General features: G+C 44.7%; 18 protein-coding genes. 5 read left to right on the top strand and 13 right to left on the bottom strand.

Annotated features, from left to right (window positions below; translation table 11 throughout):
- Positions 1 to 39 precede the first annotated feature (39 nt).
- A complete protein-coding gene (locus tag ONB37_15830; protein MDZ7401626.1) occupies positions 40 to 264 on the top strand; it encodes a hypothetical protein in 225 nt (74 codons plus the stop codon).
- Between the two features lie 193 nt (positions 265 to 457).
- Here ONB37_15830 and ONB37_15825 read toward each other — a convergent pair whose 3' ends face one another.
- From ONB37_15825 to ONB37_15815, 3 genes are all read right to left on the bottom strand, one after another.
- Positions 458 to 1024, bottom strand: coding sequence for a class I SAM-dependent methyltransferase (locus ONB37_15825; GenBank protein ID MDZ7401625.1), 567 nt, complete (start codon positions 1022 to 1024; stop codon positions 458 to 460).
- A 16-nt stretch (positions 1025 to 1040) separates the two neighbouring features.
- Complete coding sequence (locus tag ONB37_15820) at positions 1041 to 2291, bottom strand: DUF1343 domain-containing protein (protein MDZ7401624.1); 1251 nt, start codon at positions 2289 to 2291, stop codon at positions 1041 to 1043.
- Positions 2292 to 2414: 123 nt separating this feature from the next.
- Complete coding sequence (locus ONB37_15815) at positions 2415 to 4280, bottom strand: protein phosphatase 2C domain-containing protein (protein MDZ7401623.1); 1866 nt, start codon at positions 4278 to 4280, stop codon at positions 2415 to 2417.
- Positions 4281 to 4939: 659 nt separating this feature from the next.
- Here ONB37_15815 and ONB37_15810 point away from each other — a divergent pair.
- From ONB37_15810 to selD, 4 genes are all read left to right on the top strand, one after another.
- The gene (locus ONB37_15810; protein ID MDZ7401622.1) at positions 4940 to 6349 is read left to right on the top strand and encodes a sodium:solute symporter family protein; all 1410 of its coding nucleotides are present in this window, start codon (positions 4940 to 4942) and stop codon (positions 6347 to 6349) included.
- A gap of 270 nt (positions 6350 to 6619) precedes the next feature.
- Positions 6620 to 7585, top strand: a complete 966-nt coding sequence (locus ONB37_15805; protein MDZ7401621.1) for a polysaccharide deacetylase family protein — start codon at positions 6620 to 6622, stop codon at positions 7583 to 7585.
- 628 nt (positions 7586 to 8213) lie between these two features.
- Positions 8214 to 9413: a hypothetical protein gene (locus ONB37_15800; GenBank protein ID MDZ7401620.1), complete on the top strand. Its 1200-nt coding sequence runs from the start codon at positions 8214 to 8216 to the stop codon at positions 9411 to 9413.
- Positions 9414 to 9751: 338 nt separating this feature from the next.
- Positions 9752 to 10801 carry a selenide, water dikinase SelD gene (selD, locus tag ONB37_15795; protein MDZ7401619.1) on the top strand — a complete coding sequence of 350 codons (1050 nt, stop codon included), beginning with the start codon at positions 9752 to 9754 and terminating at the stop codon, positions 10799 to 10801.
- A 304-nt stretch (positions 10802 to 11105) separates the two neighbouring features.
- On the opposite strand, the gene ONB37_15790 is transcribed toward selD, so the two are convergent.
- The 10 genes from ONB37_15790 to ONB37_15745 form a co-directional block, all read right to left on the bottom strand.
- Complete coding sequence (locus tag ONB37_15790; protein MDZ7401618.1) at positions 11106 to 11810, bottom strand: hypothetical protein; 705 nt, start codon at positions 11808 to 11810, stop codon at positions 11106 to 11108.
- Between the two features lie 260 nt (positions 11811 to 12070).
- Complete coding sequence (locus ONB37_15785; protein ID MDZ7401617.1) at positions 12071 to 12760, bottom strand: hypothetical protein; 690 nt, start codon at positions 12758 to 12760, stop codon at positions 12071 to 12073.
- Between the two features lie 21 nt (positions 12761 to 12781).
- The gene (locus ONB37_15780) at positions 12782 to 13759 is read right to left on the bottom strand and encodes a YfiM family protein (GenBank protein ID MDZ7401616.1); all 978 of its coding nucleotides are present in this window, start codon (positions 13757 to 13759) and stop codon (positions 12782 to 12784) included.
- Between the two features lie 211 nt (positions 13760 to 13970).
- Entirely contained in the window at positions 13971 to 15014 is a 1044-nt protein-coding gene (locus tag ONB37_15775) for a prenyltransferase (protein MDZ7401615.1), read from the bottom strand.
- Between the two features lie 11 nt (positions 15015 to 15025).
- Positions 15026 to 15484 (bottom strand): ferritin family protein, encoded by a 459-nt coding sequence (locus ONB37_15770; protein ID MDZ7401614.1) that lies wholly within the window; start codon positions 15482 to 15484, stop codon positions 15026 to 15028.
- Between the two features lie 344 nt (positions 15485 to 15828).
- The gene (locus tag ONB37_15765; protein ID MDZ7401613.1) at positions 15829 to 16326 is read right to left on the bottom strand and encodes a ferritin family protein; all 498 of its coding nucleotides are present in this window, start codon (positions 16324 to 16326) and stop codon (positions 15829 to 15831) included.
- A gap of 382 nt (positions 16327 to 16708) precedes the next feature.
- Entirely contained in the window at positions 16709 to 17230 is a 522-nt protein-coding gene (locus ONB37_15760; protein ID MDZ7401612.1) for a ferritin family protein, read from the bottom strand.
- A gap of 70 nt (positions 17231 to 17300) precedes the next feature.
- A complete protein-coding gene (gene acnA / locus ONB37_15755; GenBank protein ID MDZ7401611.1) occupies positions 17301 to 20015 on the bottom strand; it encodes an aconitate hydratase AcnA in 2715 nt (904 codons plus the stop codon).
- A 161-nt stretch (positions 20016 to 20176) separates the two neighbouring features.
- On the bottom strand, positions 20177 to 20410 hold the full coding sequence (locus ONB37_15750; protein ID MDZ7401610.1) for a DUF2283 domain-containing protein: 234 nt from the start codon (positions 20408 to 20410) through the stop codon (positions 20177 to 20179).
- Positions 20389 to 20622 (bottom strand): hypothetical protein, encoded by a 234-nt coding sequence (locus tag ONB37_15745; protein ID MDZ7401609.1) that lies wholly within the window; start codon positions 20620 to 20622, stop codon positions 20389 to 20391. The genes ONB37_15750 and ONB37_15745 overlap by 22 nt, the downstream gene beginning before the upstream one ends.
- Positions 20623 to 20706 lie beyond the last annotated feature (84 nt).

Raw genomic sequence — 20706 nt, 5'->3', positions numbered from 1 at the left:
CGCGTGGTTAACAGTTTTGAGATGTTTTCGGAGTTATAGATGAGACGCTCTAAGCTGGATTTAGGCCGCCGCTCGGTTAGCTGTTGGTGCTTTCGTAAAGAATCGGAAAATAGCAGCGGAGCAGTTGATCGTGCCGATGTGGACTTCAATGTCATATTGGTCCCCGCACTTCATTGGAATCTTCTAGAATGGATGACGATGCGACTTTTTATCGCATCGCAGCACCGTCTCAAAGCAATTGAATCAGTTGTTGTAGCAGGGTAGCTTGTCTCTATTTGAATTTGAGAATCACTGAATTCCAAGTCCTAAGGATGCGTTTAGTTAGATATCACCAATAAATCATCTATTCTGCGAGACGATTCTGCGTCATTCTCGAAAATTTGTTTTCATCACCCTGAAGGGTAGAATCGATCGCTTGAAATCGGCCCTTCCCAACTTGTTGCATTCAATCAATCGATCATGCTGGGGCAATCTTTTGAAATAAAATCTGTCTTTGCATCCATGTGTTCCCCCGCTTTATGCTTTTAAGTTGCCAAAATAATGCTAGCTTTTCGATTTCATCAAGATTTCGGGGATAGATCTTGTGACCGAATAGCGCGCGCAAATTCGTCATGATTCCAGTGGGGGAAAAAGTGAAAATGCAATATCCCGACTTCGATAAGATTCGAACCATTTCTTTGAACAAAGGATTCAAATCGCTCAGATATTCGCTAATTCCCACAGCCACGACCAGGTCCACTGAACCATCTTTCAACGGCAGGAATCGCACATCTGCCTGAATGAAATCTGACTTTGACCTTTTTCGTCGCGCAAAATCGAGCATGGTCCGATTCGCATCGATACCAATTGATAATAGGGCATGCTCGCAAAATTGAAGCGCATTTCCTGTACCTGTGCCAAGATCGATGACGGTTTTGTCTGACAGTTCGATTGATTCTATCAAACTTTGAAGCTGGCGGTTTTCAGCGTTTAGAATCAGACATAATGGAAAAACAGCCCGAAAGCGCTCATAGCATCTCGCCATCGTGGACCATCGAAGGCTATTCGTAGAGCAGATATTTGGCACGGAGATCTCGGAACTCATTCAGCTTCCCCTGCCACAATTGAACAATCTCATCTGGATCTTTTCCCTGATCAATGGCAGCGACGACAGATGCATCTCCAAACATGAGCAGTGGAGCGCGAGTGGAATTCCACTGGAATCGATCGGGATGCAACTTTTTTACAATAGAAATTAAATGGACTGCCATCGTCACAGCCTCAAATTGATGTGGAGATGTCACAGTGAAGGACAAGCCTTTGCACTGCTGGCCTTCATATTTGGGATTCATCGCCATGCCTGGCATATCGACTGGAATAAACGAGACGGTGTCTATGGCAATACCTCGAATCTGAGCGGCTGAGAGTTGCCTGGCAACCGTTATGTGATCAAGCCACGGTGCACCGATCTGTTCGAATGGCCTAGTTGTCCCACGACCCTCAGAAATATTACAGCTCTCCAATAATCCCATACCAGGATACAGCAATGCAGTCGTAGGCGACGGCATGTTAGGCGACGGTTTTATCCAGCGTAAATTCAGCTCCCCATACCATCGGTCTCGTTTCCAATTTTCCATCGGGACCACGGAAAGCTTCGCCCTAACCCCGTTGGCCAGCCATCCCTCGCCATTGAACAGCAGCGCCAGTTCTCCAATGGTCATTCCATGGCGCAGGGCAATGGGGTGAATGCCGACAAATGATTGATAGGCTAAATCCAAAACTGGTCCTTCAACGATGATTCCAGTGATGGGATTAGGCCGATCTAATACCATGAATTCAATGTTTTGCTCGGCCGCTGCTTCCATGCACAACGACATAGTGGAAATAAAGGTATAAAATCGCGCACCTACGTCCTGGATGTCAAATATCAGCATATCGATGTTTCGAAGCATCTCTGGAGTCGGTTTCTTGGTAGCCCCGTAGAGACTCAAAATTGGAACGCCAGTTTTTGGATCTTTCTGATCATCGATCTGATAACCACCTTCGACATCGCCACGAATGCCATGTTCTGGGGCAAAAATAGCGGCCAATTGAACATCCGGCGCATTAAATAACAGGTCGATCACATGCTGTCCCTGTGAATTGACCCCGGTCTGATTGGTAATGACTCCGACGCGTTTACCTTTGATGAGATCCAGTTTGCTCTCCATCAATACATCGATGCCAAGTTTGAGCGGGGAAGTATTTGGAGTATCGCAGCCAACAATGCAGCACATCACAATCAGCGATCCGAGCCAGTTTATTTTGATCAATTCAGCATCTCCTTCAAGGATCTTTCAATCAGATGACTTTGTTTCTCATGTCTTTTTGATTTTGAAATTTTAAAAAAGCGCTGAATGTCTTAGCGTGATCTCAAAGCCGATCCGAAATTATGTTTATTGGACATCAGCACCAAAAACCAATTTAATGTCGTACAAGCCACTATTGTTAATTGTGATCGGTTGACGGAGCAATGACTTCAACTCTTCCGCTAAGCCATTTTGCTCGACAGCACATTTAATAAAAGACGATGGATAATTCTTTTTATCGGCATTACGATAATCCACCACAACCAGACGTTTTCCAGCTATTATCCGATTATCTAGCAAATCGCTTACTCTGCGTGCCAGACCGGGAGTAGGAGTGCCGTTCAATATTTCGAGATAAAAATCGAGCCCGGCGCTGGCAGTCTCCGTCGCCGTTCCTCCGAGCAATTTGGGAGATTTGAAATTCGCACCGAGCACCAAAGTCAAGTCCAGGGGAGACACTTCAGGAGTGATACCAAGAGATTGAATGCAAATTTGTTGATATTGTGTTGCACGCTGCTTGGCGAGCTGTTCTCGATCAGGGTCACCATTTCTCAGCCACAGAATTTTAGATTTTGTCAAACGGATCGTTGATTTCACTTGACTGATCCGATCCTGGCTCGAAATCAGCTTCATCCCGTCAAGCAATGTTCGCCAATTGATATTAGGTTTGAAAGTCCCGTCAATCAGAACAACTCGGATGCTCCCAACGGCTTGCGTGGTTGCTTTTTCCACATCGCCCTCTGAAACATCAAATTGTTCACCAGCATCAGGACTTGTAATGGTGCTGATCTCACTCTCCTTGCTTTTCGGCGGTTCTTTTATGGGTTTTAACGTGACGTCCTCTTGGGTAATCGTTGTCGTGGTTTCACCTTCATCTCGTTGGAGCAAATTTGGCAGATATCTAATCGCCAAATACACTGCGAATACAACAAAGGCGACAATGGTGAGGATATTGAATATTTGTCGCCAGGAAAAATCTGGTTTTGCTGTCAACCTTGAGGTCTTCCGTTTCATGACTGGTCGTCTCATATCTCGATCCTGTGAAAAATCATCTGCAATTTCTTCTGTAATTGGAGGCAATTGCTCCTCCTGCCAAGTAGATCGGTAACGAACGCCCTTAATGACGATCTGGCGTTCTGCGGGCTCTGTCGTTTCATAGCTTCGCGATCCAGTACCGTCATCCGCATCGACTCGGCGAATGCTTTTTATTTTTACAATTAGCGCTGTGGCGTCATCAGGGGGGGTGCCACGACGCGCTCGATCCACCAATAGTTCTGTAGCAGATTGAATTGGGTTGGAGGACATAATTCCCTGCACCTCGCGCTCCTCGATCGCTTTGACCACTCCGTCACTGCAAATCAGCACTTGGTCATTGATTTGAAGCCGCCGTTTGATCAGATCAATTTGCGGATTTTCATCGATGCCTAATGCTCGAACGAGTACGCTCCCCTTTTGCTCTCCTAAAGCAGAGACCTCTTGAACTGGTTTATACACGTTAAATGAGTGACTTTGGGTGAGGATCTCGAATAACTGATTGCTGGTGAAATAGGCCTGACAGGTGCCAATATGAGCCAAATACAAATGCTCCTGATGAACTACACCGCAAGTAACCGAACAGGTCAAACGATCACCTGTCTGATTTTCTCTGTTGGCGTCAATCAATACCCGATTGGCTTTCAGTAACGATTTGGTCAGCATCTCCTCGACCGTTCCAATCCAGGGCTCTTCAAAATATTCCTGGATGATGGTCTGAACAACGAGCTTACTGGCGAAAGCTCCCAATCCAGCTTTCCCATTGCCGTCCGCCACTAAAAACATCTGACCCCGGAGCAATAGCACTTCCGGCTGTTGTGGGAAATAGAAACCATAGTGATCCTCATTCTGCCCCCCTTCTGTAGCTGGCGCTGTATGCTTCCCCAGCTCCAGCTTGAAGATCATATTGCTCGAGTTCAATTTCACTCCTTTCATCCAATGATAGGTATTGTTTTAAATCAATATAAAATTTAACCTGTTAAAAAGCAAGCAAAAAATTATTTATCGATAATCCATATGTCGGAGCCCAGTACGATAGCAAGGTATAGCAGACTACACATCCATGCATGGACATGGCTCTCTACCAATATGAAATATCATATTGACTTTTAACAAAGATTTTAATATATTGATCGAAAAAATGCCCAAGTCTATTTACTCGCTGGGAACTTGTCTTCAATCGCTTATGGTATAAATATCAGCAGCCTCTACAAAAATACCATTAGCAACCAGCATGAATTTTAGCTGCAAAAAATTTCTTATCAGTTCCATCAAAATAAATTTCAGATGGAGTTGTATCCATTGCAAAATCAGATGATCGACCTGAATGTGCAGGCTACAATTTATGGCAGCTCGATCTGATAAATAGCAAATCGCCTTTTTAACCAAAATCATTTACCCATTTTTATCAAATTCTGCTTATCCTTATTCCCTTTCATCCAAAAATGATAAGGGGATCAACCTGAAAGGGCATTCCAATCTAGGTGGACATTAGTCACCTGCAATTGGAACGAAGCCATAATAATTCCGATGAATAAACTCACAGAAACCTGCAATATTTATGAGGTGAGCACGCAAAAGTGAACAACATTCTGCTGGGCATACTGGGTTATATTTTACTCCAGTTATTTTTGGGTGTTGTGGTCTCCAAGAAAGTACGATCGGAGACCGATTTTCTATTGGCTGGCCGAAAACTCGGTTTTATGCTAGCCACTTTTTCGATTTTTGCCACCTGGTTTGGGGCAGAATCTTGTGTTGGGACCGCTGGGGCAGCTTATGCTGATGGATTGGCTGGCGTCACCGCAGACCCGTTCGGCTATTCCATTTGCTTGTTGCTGATGGGGTTGGTGTTTGCGGTTCCGTTATGGAACATGAAATTGACCACCATTGCAGATTTTTTCAGAAGACGTTTTTCGCTTGCTGCAGAGCGCATTACCGCCTTGCTGATGGTGCCTACATCTTTGCTCTGGGCAGCAGCCCAAATTCGGGCATTTGGTCAGGTGCTTTCCGCTTCCTCTCAGATGGAGTTAACAGTTGCAATCACCATCGCTGCGATTGTGGTAATCTGCTACACCGCGCTCGGCGGATTGTTAGCTGATGCCATTACCGATATTATCCAAGGCATAGTGCTTATCGCTGGCTTGATGATCGTCAGTTTTTCGGTCATTGGAGAGCATGGAGGAATTGGTGCTGCGATCACTTCAGTGGCGCCTCAGAAACTCTCGTTCATCCCAATAGACATTGAGTCCGGCCCATCATCAATTTTTACCATCGCTGAAGCCTGGGCCATTCCCATCTGTGGTTCGGTGGTAGCGCAGGAAGTCATTTCCCGGGTGATCGCTTCCCGAACTCCTAATATTGCCCGTGGGTCATCGCTCATGGCCAGTTGGCTGTATTTTTGCGTCGGTCTCATCCCACTATTCATCGGCTTGATCGGCTTCACGATTTTGCCCAATCTCGAGGACCCAGAACATATTCTGCCCCTCATGGCGCAACAGCATTTGTCCCGATTCCTTTATATCGTGTTCGCAGGAGCTCTGGTTTCCGCGATCCTGTCAACTGTCGATAGCGCCTTATTAGCAGCTTCAGCATTATTCTCCCACAACTTAGTCTTTTCCCTTCGACCGCAGACTCTGGACAAGCATCGGCTAACCATCGTCCGCTCGTTAGTGATCATTATGGGGGTGCTCGCCTATCTCCTCGCCCTCCATGCTGAAGGAATTTATCGGTTGGTCAAAGATGCCTCTTCGTTCGGCAGCGCTGGGATATTCGTGGTTTTGGTCTTTGGCTTGTTTACTCGCTTCGGCAGTGAGCGAAGCGCCGTGGCTGCGTTGATCGCAGGGGCTAGCGTTTGGATCATATTCCATTATTTCTTTGCATTCAAATGGAGCTATATTCTTTCGCTCTCGCTGGCGTTTGCCTGCTATATTTTCGTCGCATTTGCTGAGCGGTTGGTTCTCAAATTCTCGTTGCGTTTTCAAGATACCTGACTGCTTCATCTTTTTCATCAGAACTGCATGATCGGTCATCCAGTGGCATTCAGGTCGGCTATCTAAAAGGGGTTTGGTCCAGAGATACTTGGAATGATTGCCCTAACATGACTCCTTGCTGATGAGCCTCAAAACCTTCAGGCCCGACATCGTCATTTGCTTTTTGAATCGCACTGTCCTATTTTTTTAACAAAGTAACTTTCGATTGAGAGACAATTGCTCATGAGCCTGATTTTACTCACCACTTTAATCCATTTCCTGATGTCAAATATGACATCTCAAGAATTCTCGCAATTCAATGTCGTTCGAGGACAGCTCTCTATGCTTCTCGATCATCCTTTCCAACTCCAGTTGTTAAAATCGAAAATCATTACTGAGCAAACCTACCACGAACATCAATTGGATTTATCGATTGGGATCTCATCGATCAGCGAATCGTTCGGGGCCGAAACGTTTTATGCCCCTTTTCTGAAACATCAGATCTCACAGTCCAAAATTTTACCTGATTCCGTAGTTTTGATGCGCGACAATGAATTTATTTATCACCAGGGAGCCATCATTCGCGGTGATCCAAACAAAAAGGAGTTGGCTCTGGTTTTCACAGGTGATGAATTCGCCGATGGGGCGGCGCATATTCGATCCGTTTTAGCAAAATATCACATCAAGGCCTCATTTTTTCTGACAGGCAATTTTTATCGCAACCCAAATTTTAAAAATGACATTCTTGATCTTAAGTCCGATGGGCATTATCTGGGTGCTCATTCCGACAATCATCTGCTATACTGCGATTGGAACAATCGGGATAGCTTACTGGTTAGCCGTGAACAATTCTTCGATGATTTAAAAAACAATTACGCAATTATGGAGCAATTTGGCATATACAAATTCCAAGCGAGATATTTCTTGCCGCCATTTGAGTGGTATAATCGCACTGTTGCTGATTGGACTCAACAAATTGGACTCACGCTTATCAATTTCTCTCCTGGCACAAAATCCCATACAGACTGGACCTATCCGGAACTGGGTAATCTTTATCAATCCAGCGATACTATCATGGCGAGTATTTTAGATTTTGAACGGAGAGAACCTCATGGATTGAATGGTTTTATTTTGTTGCTTCATATTGGGAGCGACCCGCGAAGAACTGATAAGTTTTATCACAAATTAGATCAACTGATCGATGAATTGCTCCAACGGGGCTATCGATTCAAAAGGATCGACGAATTATTGAAATGATTGCCATTGTATTAGACAAACATAGCGTCAGAGTTGCAAATGGTTATCATGATTTCATCTAGCTCAAAACGATGAATACCAGAATTTGACGATCCTAATTTTGCGTCCGCGGCATTTCTTTTAAATGAACACCCTTTTTCTTCCAATGGGCTTATTGTTGATTAAGAGGGAATCGATTAAAAAATACGCTTGAATTTGAGCATTTTATCCGATCGATCCTGCTCGCATTTCAATCCAAACTTTTATCAATCGTCAAGCTTGTAGAAAGCTGATAAAATAAATTTTAGTTTGAAACCCATTTCAAAAATCATCCGTAATTTCCGAATAAATAGTAAAACTTTTTAGCTGGTAGATCGGTCCTTATAAATAAGCCAAAACTTTTAGTAGTGACCAAGGACAGCTATTCCAAAATTAATAGGTCGAGGCGACAGATCAACCTGATTTTTTCACCATTCACCCCGAATAACCCATACCACTAACTTAAAGAAAGGGCATAGTTATGATCTCAAGTCACATTTTCCGTTCTTTTTCTGCCGCGCTATTCATTTTCATTTTTTCTCTATTGCGCCATCAAAATTCCATCGCTCAAGATCAACCAAACCAGTCTGAAAGCTCGCCACAGGAAGCAGTGAAGGTTTTCATTGACACGCCAGATTATTTTCTGGATTTTGACTATGTTCGCACCGAGATAACTTTCGTGAATTACGTCCGCGATCGCGCTGATGCCGATGTCCACATTCTCCTCACGACCCAGCAAACAGGTGGCGGAGGAAATGAATTTACCCTTGCCTTTATTGGATTGAAAAAATTCGAAGGTCAAAATAATACGCTGAAATACATTTCGAAAAAGACCGATACCGAAGACGATATTCGGAAGGGTCTTGTGAACACAATTAAGTTAGGATTGGTTCAATATGTAGCTCACACGACAGAACGTGAGAGGCTACAAATTACCTACAACGCTCCCCAAGAATCGACAGCAGCCGTTCAAAAAGTCAAGGACCCATGGAATTATTGGACCTTTCGCACCAGCGTGCGTGGCTCCTTTAGCGGAGAAAAATCCTACAAGTACAATTACATGAGCGGCTCTTTTGAGGCAAACCGAACGACAGAGGATTGGAAAATCGCGCTTGAGTTATATGGCAGCTATCAAGAGACCAAATATGACTACGGGGAAGATTATACTTATACCGATATCAGGCGCAATTACAACCTAAGTGGTGATGTAGTAAAAGGCCTGGGGAGTCATTGGTCATTGGGCTTTAGTGGGTCTGCTTTTTCGTCCACTTATAATAACACTCAGCTAGGCATCACCGCCTCACCAGGTATTGAATATAGCATTTTTCCTTACTCGGAATCAACTCGACGTTTTCTCACTTTGATCTATAAGCTGAAGGCCAGCCACGTCAATTATATCGAAGAGACCATTTATCTGAAAACAAAAGAATCATTGTTTTCGCACAGTTTGAGCCTCTCATACGACATCAAACAGCCATGGGGATCAATTTATACTTCTTTGAACAGCTCCGAATATCTGCATGATTTAAAAAAATATCATCTCTATTTGTTCAATTCTTTGAACATCCGGATTTTCAAAGGGCTTTCGTTCAATATGTATGCTTCAATTTCATTCTTGCGCGATCAGATCTCATTACCCCGGCAAGGAGCGACCCTTGAAGAAGTATTGCTTCGACGCCGTCAATTAGAAACCTCCTATGATTATTGGGCTTCGATCGGCCTTAGTTATACTTTTGGTTCAATCTACAACAATATCGTGAATCCCCGCTTCGGTGGATCGAGTGGAGGCCGTATAATCTATTTCAATTGATCATTTCTAAAGCGGATCGAGCTCTCCGGTCTTAAAAGTTGAGAAAAACTCTTATAAATTGGTTTGAGGCCAGCAATAGAGTTTCAAATTTTTCGTGTGGCCTTCATCCAATTCTCCTGTTTAATCGAAACGATATTTAATAATTCACCGTCAATTTTCTGGTTGCATGATTTCATTCTTTCCCAAATGAGTTTGAATGTGAGCATCCCAAGATATTATGATTAAAAAATGGCTTGACAATATTGGATAGCTTATGTAAATTGTTGCTTTGCTTCTGCTAGTTAACTAGAGCTGCTGGTTCATCACATTCATTCAAATTTGTGGAGAACAAATAGTAAATGTCGGAACGCCAAAACAAACGATTGACCGAGACAGTAAAATGTGCTGGCTGAGCATCAAAATTGAGCTTAACGGAGTTAGGCGATATATTGCAACAGCTTCCACAGCCGAATGATCCGCGCTTATTAGTAGGAATTAATACGGCCGATGATGCTGGGGTCTATCAATTATCGGATGAGATTGCGCTAATCCAGACGGTCGATTTCTTCACCCCCATTGTGGATGATCCCTATGATTTCGGTCGCATCTCAGCGGCTAACTCGCTGAGCGATGTTTACGCCATGGGCGGAAGACCGCTAACCGCCCTGAATATCGTGGGTTTTCACCAAAAATATTTTAGCAATGATGTATTGGTGAAAATTCTCAAAGGCGGATACGACAAGGTCAGCGAAGCCGGCGCCGTGATAGTCGGAGGCCATACCATTATGGATGAAGAGCTAAAATACGGTTTGGCGGTCACCGGGATTATCCATCCTGCCAAGGTTGTCACGAATGCTGGTGCCCGACCAGGCGACAGATTGGTTTTGACCAAGCCACTGGGAACTGGAATTATCTCAACTGCATTGAAAGCGGGTCAAAACTTGGGAGACCTTTTGACGCGCGCTGTTGAGGCAATGGCCACGTTAAATCGAGCTGCTTCAGAGGCCATGCAAGCGGTTGGCGTCCATGCTTGTACCGACATCACAGGTTTTGGCTTGATGGGACATGGATATGAGATGGCGGTTGCCAGCGGGGTTGGGTTTAAAATTTGGTATCAAGCAGTCCCTATCTTCGAAGAGGCAATTCAATTGGTTAATGACGGGTTTGTGCCAGGCGGGACCAGCAACAATCGCTACTTTTTGAACCAGAAGGTGATCATCCCAGATTCGCTCGACTGGGCACGCTCCACGCTCCTGTTCGATGCCCAGACATCTGGGGGGCTATTGATTTCGGTCGCACAGGAGAAACTCGATCGCTTGCTGGAAAAATTGGAACAAAACAATGTGTCAACCATCGCTGTCATCGGTGAAGTGATAGAACAACACCCTGGCGTAATTGAAATCATCTAATTTCGAGGCTTGCTACGATAATTCGGTTTTGGGCAAGATTTCACTAATCGGAGGCCCGCCTCATTGATTTTTTCTACCGTATGTATTTTTTAGTTTCGATCTCTGCTTATGATTATGCAAGTAAAACTGAAAATGCAGCGATTGTGCCGCTGCATTTTTTATATATCTTATCTAATTACATCGAGTGACTGATTCTCTTCTAATAATGCTCTCGTTGAAATCGTCCCTCTTCGCTCACCGTGTCCCCACGATAGCGCCTGATTTACCGATCTCCATTTGAAATAGGCAATCAGTTTGGTTAAAATTAGTATACCAAATCGCCCCCTTGCTGGCCAATAAAGGCCACCATCGGCAAATATAAAAAGATCATGATCGGTATGGCCAATTGAATCCCTTGGGGATGAGCCAACAATTGCAAATTGCCCGCAATCGAAATAAAGACAATAATATCAAAAATGAGCACTACGATCGAAAAAATGATCTTTCGGGTGACGTTGCTAATGGGCTTGCCAAGATAATTAACTTGCCAAGCAAACCAACCTGTAATCAGCGCAAAGGGTAACGAAAGCGTCCCCAAAATATGCATATACAAAATTGCATCTAATAAGCAAGCTGCGGGGCTGATCACATAATACCAGAATAAGAAAATCGAAGTAATCATGAAAAACGCCATGGGAAAGTGGACAACCATCGGATGGGGATGTCGTTTAAAGAACGGATACTTCTCAAAGAAATTATTGAGCCAGTTAGGCAATGGCGGACGCGCCTCCTGCCCTTTTTCAAGCTGCAACGTGCCCACTTGCTGAAACCGATTTAGCACTTCAGGTCCATGGGGAGCAGCCTTAATGGCATCGGTCAAATCCTGGCCTGCATGATGTCGATTCATGTGCAAGCCTTTTTTCCACATTTTGCTATTCGTCACATCATAGATTTTTCCTTCAAAAGCGACATAAGCAGCTTTACCTTCCTGGCCGTTGTGTTCGGCTAATTTGTTCTTGTCCAGTTCCAAATTGATTCCCTCCATGATTTGGTTCTATTTTCGACTGGATGCACAGGATAGAAATGATTCAAAAAGTTCTTAACAATTTATCCTGAAAATTCAGTTAATCCTGTCTTATTTATTAGATATTTCTCACCAGGCTTGACTGGAATGATCGGAATAAAAACTGTCAACATTAAGTGTAAATATAATCAATAAGACTAAAGTGAATAATCATTATAGCATTGCAGTTCTCAATTTTGGTGATCGGACTTTTGTTGCCTAATTGGTCATTGACCTTGGTAATTTACTAAGCCCAATTGCTGACGTTCGATATCGTTCATATTATCAGCAAAAATATAAACTGTAGTTGAGATTGATTGTCCCTTTTCATCATCTACCGCTTTACCAATCAACGATCCGATACCAGCACCGAGAAGCGGGAAAAATATTAAAAAGCTTTGATTTCTTAAGCGAACACTTTCAACTTCCCGCTGATATTGACTCTGAGCTATTGCCTGTTGGTTTGATCGTTCCATTCGTTCTTGGCTGCTCAAATTCGGCTCATTAGCACCATAATCAGGAGGTGGTGAGGGTTCTTCTTCCTGAGCTATCGCTGCGATGGCAAATCCCGCAACGAAGCCAATAATCATCCCTATTAGAGGACCTTTAGTATTTAAATTCCGTTTTGTAATAGCAGTAATTTTTTTGATATCCGATAACGCCTGCGCCTTATAAACATCTTGATCTTTGAGTATTAATAAGGAATATGCTAATTTTTCAAATTTTCCTTGAATAACGCTGTCTGATTTGGTCTGTACAATAAGCAAAATGGCGCGGCCGAGTTCATGGCGATAATTATAGATCTGCTTTTGACTGACCACAATCGTGTCTTTTGGTGAACCAGATCGTTGCGAGCTGCTTACTGGTGATGCCTTCACCATCAAAATCATTACTAGAAAAATAATGTGAGCTTTCATGACCATCCTCCTCTCTAACAATTAGTAGAAATAACCATAATTTTTGAAAAAAGGATATAATTGCAGGGTAGGAGCACCGAGATGAACCAGATCCAATAAATTCAACAGATACCTAATCAATCGATTTCTTATCCGAGCATTGCTGAAATTATAATCAAGTGCAAGGTAGAGTTGTCGAGTACGATGGGGTCCAATCCATACCCTATCAACTCCATATCCAACAGCCACCCAAAGAAAATAGGGGTAATATTTTTTTATTCGAACAGGCAGAAGCTGACGAATATTAAAGCTCCACCAGAAAGTCATGCCATCATAATCTTCAAAAAGATCGGTTCCTCCACCGAGATAAAACGGAGATGCTCGATAGCTCATTTTCATTTTTATGTGTTGCAAAGCTGGGTATTTTTGCTGAAAGTAAGGAAAAAATGCCCCGCCAATATCAGCCAGATAATCGGGAAAGCTGAATCCAAAACGACGGGTGAAACCATCTAAGACCTCAGTTCCCGTTTCAGTCGTTAACGCACAGATCGCACCCCAGAAATAAGCCCGCTCCGTCGGCCAGCCCAGGTTTTCACAAATGGTCGCCCATTGACGGGCCATAAACTGAGCAGCAAAAAAATGGCTGAATTTATCCTGTTCCAGAGCATAATTTCTGTACCAGTCATTAATAAAATGAAAATGAGCTCCATCGCCGTCCCACCAAACGGGCTTGAGTCGTTTATAATACCAGTAATTGAAGCCAGCAACACTTGCAATCAGCGCCGCTTTTGAACAAGGGGATACCTCCTCTGATGAATCAATTCCTGAAAGCGTCCTGTCTGGCAGCGCCATTGATCCTGATCGCATTGAATCCTGGTGAAATGACCGCATGGTCGACAAGCTGTTCGAACTCTCAAGCATCGCATCGGCACCACTATTACTGAATGGATCCACCAGAGGTGTTGTCGTGTTGATGGCAATTATCAAGCCTAATGCCAGGAGCCACGAATTGCAGTCCATCTTAGTCTTCATATGCTTCAGTCGATGATTTCTTGCCAGTGCTCAAACAAAATAATTCCACCTGTCTGATATACCAACTGGTTTGCATGAAATATTCAAAATAAACATAGTCACCATATTGGGTCGATACAGGTCAAGTCAATCATTTCTGGGGTAACAGAAATTTCACTGAACATCTATCATTGGGTGGAGATATTGCAATCGAATGTCGTTAACTCCTCTTGACATATTTCTCACCAGGCTTCACTGGAATGATCGGAATAAAAACTGTCAAAACCACGGGCAAATATAATACGACCAAAACAATCAGCGCCAAGAGTATCGAGCGAAATGGCAGTCCATTTCTCAAGCCCTGAATCACATAAGCGGCGATTAGCAGCAAGCCCGTCACGTTATGGATGCGAATGGTCAGCATGTTAGCAGGCGACATCTGCAGGGCATCCTGATAATGCCGATACAAAATCGAAAACGCTTTGATGAACCACGGCAGCGTCGCCAGGCTCAAAAGCATCCAGGGGTTGGTGAGCTTCAGCAGCGGCGTGACCAGCACGATAAGATAGGCGATCACCATGCTAAGGCCATACAACCAGACCGCTGTCTTTTTGCCAAAAATGACCACCAGATTATTTTTTCCGCCTGCCCGATCGTCGGCTTCATCAGGGATTTCATTGATGGTGATCATCGAAAACATCATGAAGCCCAGTGGCAGCAGAGCCCAAGCAGCTTCGCTGGAAAAGGCTTGCGCCTGAACGTAGTAAGCACCCAAGCCGATGGTCAGGCTGAAATTGATCAATTGGGAGAGCTCGCCAAAGCCATGATAACCGTACCGAATAGGCGGGGCCGTGTAAAAATAGGCGCAACCCATTCCAAAAGCGCCGATAATGAACACCCACCAGCCTCGCAGCGCTGTCAAATACAGACCAAGCAGGATGGTAATCACATAGCCTGCCATCAAGACCAGATACATGGTTCTCGGTTGGATCAGCCCCGAGGTGAGCGTCCCGCTGCCGCCGGAGTAGGGATTCTTCTCCCGATCTTTGGCCCGATCCACCGAGTGCTTGTAATCGAAATAGTCATCGGTCATGTTCAAAGCGATGTGGTTGATCGTCACGCCGATGACAGCGATAAGAAAATACCAGAAATAGAATTGACCTGTCAGTGCCCAGGCCAGCACGCTTCCCAGGATGGCTGGCATAAAGCTAGGCGGCACAAAATGAAAGCGGAACGCCTGCCACCATATGGCGATCGATTTCAAGTTGCCCCCTTTCAATTCCACTGCATGAAATGCTCTTCGTAATCTTCTTCCAATTTGACCTTATGGCCCTGTTCTTCCGCTGCCAGACCACTGAACAAATTTTCCAGCTCTGTGCCCAAAAATTGATCTTTCAGCGTGGTGTAAAAATTGAACGCCCGCTCTTCCTTTTTGATGGCGAAGATCATTACTTGCTGCGTGGTGGCATTGGCTGGCAATTCCTCGGTATCGGCCAAAAACTCGGCAATTCCTCGGCTCTCTTTCGGGACCGATTTGCCTAACACACTGTAGTCTTTTTTCGCCAATACATGCTCCAATTTTCTCCGATGCCCCAGCTCCTGCTGCGCCAATTCCGTCAACATGGTTTTGGTGCCAGCCCCACTGATCTTTTGGGCAGCGCTGGTATAAAGATTATAGGCCTGAATTTCCGCATCGATGGCGACCTTCAGCGCCTGCTCTACGGTTAAGGACATGATTTTCTCCTGCGACAATTGTTATGGTTTAAGATCCCTTGAAAATTCTAAACCCCAAATTTCAAAATCCAAATAATTTCCAAAATTCAATTTCCAATGTTCAAATCGAAAAATCCTCCACCTTTTAAAGGTTCACAATCAAAGAGTCCTCACCACTCATTTCGCTAATTTGGGCTAACTGATATTAGCTGCCAGATGGCGTATTAGCGTCATTCGGACAATTAGCGCAATTAGCGGTTTTAAAGGTCCGCTCATCATTTGAAAATTGAAATTTATTTGGGATTTGTATTTTGGGATTTGGTATTCAAAAACCTAATTCCGAAATCCGAAACCAGCAATCAAAATCATTCTCCCCAAACCCATAAGCCACCGCTATTGGCGATTTGATAATATTCGTCGCTCAGAATGCGGCGGTGCATGGTCTCTTCTTCGGCCAGTTTTTCGAACATCGCCTTACCATCTTTATCTTTTGTTTCCCCCGCCATTCGCTTATAGTGCTGGTGCGCTTTGGATTCAGCATCGATGGCCATCGCCAGGATATCGAGCACATCTTCTTTATGAGCTTCGGGCGTTCGCGCCGCTTCAGGTGCTGCCTCTATTTGAAACGGCTTAAATTGCGTGCCTTCATACTTGATGAATTTGCCCTCTTTTTCCAAAGAAATTTTTAGCTCATTCAGCTTGTTGTAATGATTCCGCTCAAAGTCAGCTAATTGTTTAAGCAAATTTCTGCCTTGTTCACTTGTGACTTTTTGGGCGGATTCTGCATAGAATTTATTGGCCTTTGCCTCGGCGTCCATTGCAATTTGAATTGCTTCCATCAAGCCCACATTTTTTCCTGCCATGCTTTCCTCCGAACTAAATTATCATTGATACGTTCATGCTGACGCTAGCTTGGTAGATGAGAAAAATTCATCAAAAAATATTGCGTCACTTCGATCGAAGCGAGAAAGCTATCTATTAAACCAGTTCACCCTCAAATAAAGAGATCCCTCACTCCGCTCAGAATAGCGGGTTTTTGCATTTTTGCAAATGTCTAAATTTTATGATATGGCTATGTCAAATTATTCGCTTCAATTTTAGACAACATCCTCTTCCAGCCAGTTCGCTATCAAAAACAACCGACTGCCCTTTGAAGACCGCCGACTGATCACTGATTACTGATCACTGATTACTGATCACTGATTACTGATCACTGATCACTGATCACTGATCACTGATCACTGATCAAAACTTCCCGTCCATCTGAAACTCAGGAATCCCAAACCAGAACCCCGTGCCCTGAATTGAATCCAATTCCGCCTGAATGATGTCGAAATGGGCGTCCTCCCACTCAGCCAATCGGATAAACATGGATTTGGCTTCAGGATCGTCCACTAAATTGGCCTGATCCCTGAAAAATTTAGCTGCTTTTCGCTCTAAATCGAGCGCCGTGTTCAACGCATCGATCTCCAGCAGGCCCGATTCGCCTCGGGTTTTCTGCTGTTTCTCTCGAATCGTCGGCGCCACCTGTTCAATCTCGGATTTGGGAATTTCGATCTTGAGCAGTGGCTTGCCCTCCATCAAATTGGCCAACTGTTTCTCGATGATGCGGCGATGCTCATGTTCATCCATGGCCAATCGTATGAACATGTTCTTGCCCGTGGTATCTTTGGTCTGGCGGGCAAATTTCAAAAAATTCAATAGCCCCTGATCCTCTATTTCGATGGCGGTTTTCAGAGCTTTGACAGCGGTGGTTTGGTTTGACATTTGGTTTCTCCTATTATATTTTGTTTGGAAAATGTGTTCGTTTTTATATTATGCAAATTTAGGCATTTATTTAATTCAATAGATTCTTCCTCAGCACCGCATTCAAAATCCCCCCATGCCGATAATATTCCAACTCCACTGGCGTATCCAATCGGCAATCGACTCTAAATTCGATGACTTTGTTATCTTTCGAAGTCGCCTTTACAATTAATTCTGCTCCTGGTTTCAGATTTTCTTCAATACCGATAATATCGAATGTCTCGAATCCCGTCAGGCCCAGACTTTCTACGCTTTGACCTGGTTTGAATTGCAGCGGCAGCACGCCCATGCCTACAAGATTCGATCGATGAATCCGCTCGTAGGTTTCGGCAATCACCGCTTTCACGCCCTGCAACAAAACGCCTTTGGCCGCCCAGTCCCGAGACGAGCCTGACCCGTATTCTTTGCCCGCCAAAATGAGCAATGGAGTTCCGTCCTTCATATATCTTTCGGCAGCATCCCACATCGCCAGTTGCTCGCCTGTGGGCTGGTAAATCGTGTAGCCGCCCTCTATGCCTGGGAGCAGCTTATTCTTGATCCGAATATTGGCCAGCGTGCCTCGCATCATCACCTCATGATTGCCCCTACGGCTGCCGTAAGAATTGAAATCCTTTGGTTGAACCCCGATGGAAATGAGGTATTTCCCTGCTGGTGAAGTTGGCGAGATCGCTCCCGCAGGCGAAATATGATCCGTCGTGGTCGAATCGGGCAGCCAGGCCAGCACCCTAGCACCAAAAATATTTTTCAATGGCGGAATTTCGGCAGTAACGTTTTTGAAGAACGGCGGCTCCTGAATATAGGTGCTCTTTGGATTCCACTCATAGACATCGCCTTTGGGAACCGCCACCCGATTCCAGGTCTCATTGCCATCGAATACATCGCTGTACTGGCGCTGAAACATCTCGGATTTGACGTATTCATCGATCAACTGCTGAACCTCAGCCTCGTTTGGCCAAATATCCTTCAAAAAAACAGGCTGGCCATTGGGATCATACCCGATCGGCTCATTCATCAAATCGACGTCGATTGAACCTGCTAACGCATAGGCCACGACCAATGGTGGCGACATCAAAAAGCTGGCTTGCACATCGGGGTTGATGCGTCCCTCGAAGTTGCGATTGCCCGACAGCACGGCGACAGTTACCAGCTTATTTTCATTAATCGCCTTGGAAATATGCTCTGGTAGCGGGCCTGAATTACCGATGCAGGTGGTGCAGCCATAGCCCACCAGATGAAATCCCAGCGCCTCCAGATAGGGCATCAGTCCTGTGGCATGAAGATATTCAGTGACCACCTTTGACCCTGGCGCCAGCGAGGTTTTCACCCACGGCTTGGTTTTCAGCCCCAGCTTGACGGCATTACGAGCCAGTAGCCCTGCACCGATCATCACCGATGGATTGGAAGTGTTGGTACAGGAAGTGATGGCCGAGATCACCACCGAGCCGTGTCGCAGCGGAAAGGTCTGTTCCCCTACGGTTAGCGTGGTAATTTTGTCTTTATCTTCTTCCTTCACAGCGAAGCCCCGCTTATCAGTTGGCGCTTGCAGGGTTTCATACCAATATTTTTTAACTCGCTCTAAACTCACCCGATCCTGGGGGCGTTTCGGCCCAGAAACACTGGGAACGACGTTGCCCAGATCCAATTCGACCGTGTCGGTGAATTCAGGATCAGGCGTCTCATCGGTGCGGAACAAGCCCTGTTCTTTGCAATAATACTCGACGATTTGTGCCAGTTCCTCTGGCCGTCCCGAATTTCTGAGGTAACGCAAGGTTTCATCATCAACAGGGAAATAGCCGACTGTAGCGCCGTATTCGGGCGCCATATTGGAGATGGTGGCTCGATCAGGCAGGCTCAGCGAGGACAGGCCTGTCCCATAAAATTCCACAAATTTGCCGACCACGCCCTTTTTGCGCAGCATCTCCGTGACCGTCAGCACCAGATCCGTAGCCGTCGCCCCTGGTTGCAATTTCCCTGTGAGCTTGAAGCCGATCACTTCAGGCATAAGCATATAATACGGTTGTCCTAACATCGTCGCCTCTGCCTCGATGCCACCAACGCCCCAGCCGAGCACGCCCAGGCCGTTGATCATCGGTGTGTGCGAATCGGTGCCGACCAGCGTATCGGGAAATAAGACCGTTTGCCCAGTCTCATCCTTCTGCTGTTGCACTACCTTAGCCAGATATTCCAGGTTGACTTGATGCACAATGCCAGTGGCAGGCGGCACGACCCGAAAATTTTTGAAGGTATGGGTGGCCCATTTCAAGAACTCATAACGCTCCCGATTTCGTTCGAACTCCTTTTCCGCATTGAAAGCCAACGCCGTTTTCGTCCCGAAGCGATCCACCTGCACAGAATGATCGATCACCAGATCGACGGGAATTTGTGGATTGACTTTTTGCGGATCACCCCCCAATCGAACAGCGGCCGATCGAAGTGCTGCCAGATCAACGACGGCGGGCACACCCGTGAAATCCTGCAACACCACCCGAGCAGGCATAAAAGGAATTTCGACTTTCTGGACATTTTTGGCTTTCCAACTGGCCAAATTGATGATATCGTTTTGGGTGACTTCCACCCCGTTCTCATGGCGGAGCAAGGATTCGAGCAGGATTTTGATAGAGAAGGGGAGGCGATGGATTATTCTGTTTAATTCTTTTGATAGTTTTTCGATGCTATACAAAATAAATTTTGTTGTACCGATCTGAACCGTTTTCTGAACCTGAAATGAAATTGCCTTATTTCTCATTCCTTTTCCTCGAGGCTAGGAATTTGAGGTTGCTGATATTTTACCTATTATTTATTGTTTGTCTCTTATTCAGCAGTAAATTTATCAATATTTGCTGGCGCACAGTTGAAATCCGATTCGATAGCTATATAGATTCTGATTGGAATAAAAAGGAAAAAGCTTCAAAATTTTTTGCTCAAATTGGTAATCGTTATCCCAACGACTTTTTTCCCTCGAAGTCTGAGAAACACCCCATCTTCCAAGATGTCAGTATCGGTCGCATTCTGAGGTCTCTCCAGGCTAATATACAGCACATCTGCTTCTTCATCAAAATCAAACCAGATGTGTTTGGCACCAATTTTTTTGATATATGGCACTGCCTGAAAAATATTTTTCACTGCTGCTGCTGTTGCCATAATATTTTCCTCTTTAATAACTTGTTAAGTTTTGTGGTCAGGAATGCTGTAATGATAAAACCATCATTTTGTTCTTTTGATTCTTTATATATTACAAGCAATGCTTTCTTTTCTGAAATTAACTTCACTGCCCAGAGATCATCTTCATCCCCTTTAAAGATCCATTTTGGATTTTCCACTGTCTCTAACACTTCATAATAAAAACCTGCCATATCGTTATGGTTCTCGACAATATGTCGCCATCGTTCGTCAGTGAGTCGAATTGGAATATAATTTACAGAGCTTACAATGTCCAT

This window comes from candidate division KSB1 bacterium, assembly GCA_034506395.1.
Taxonomy (GTDB): domain Bacteria; phylum Zhuqueibacterota; class Zhuqueibacteria; order Thermofontimicrobiales; family Thermofontimicrobiaceae; genus Thermofontimicrobium.
Note: the sequence above shows the minus strand (reverse complement) of the source record. Positions and strands in the feature narration are given on the sequence as shown.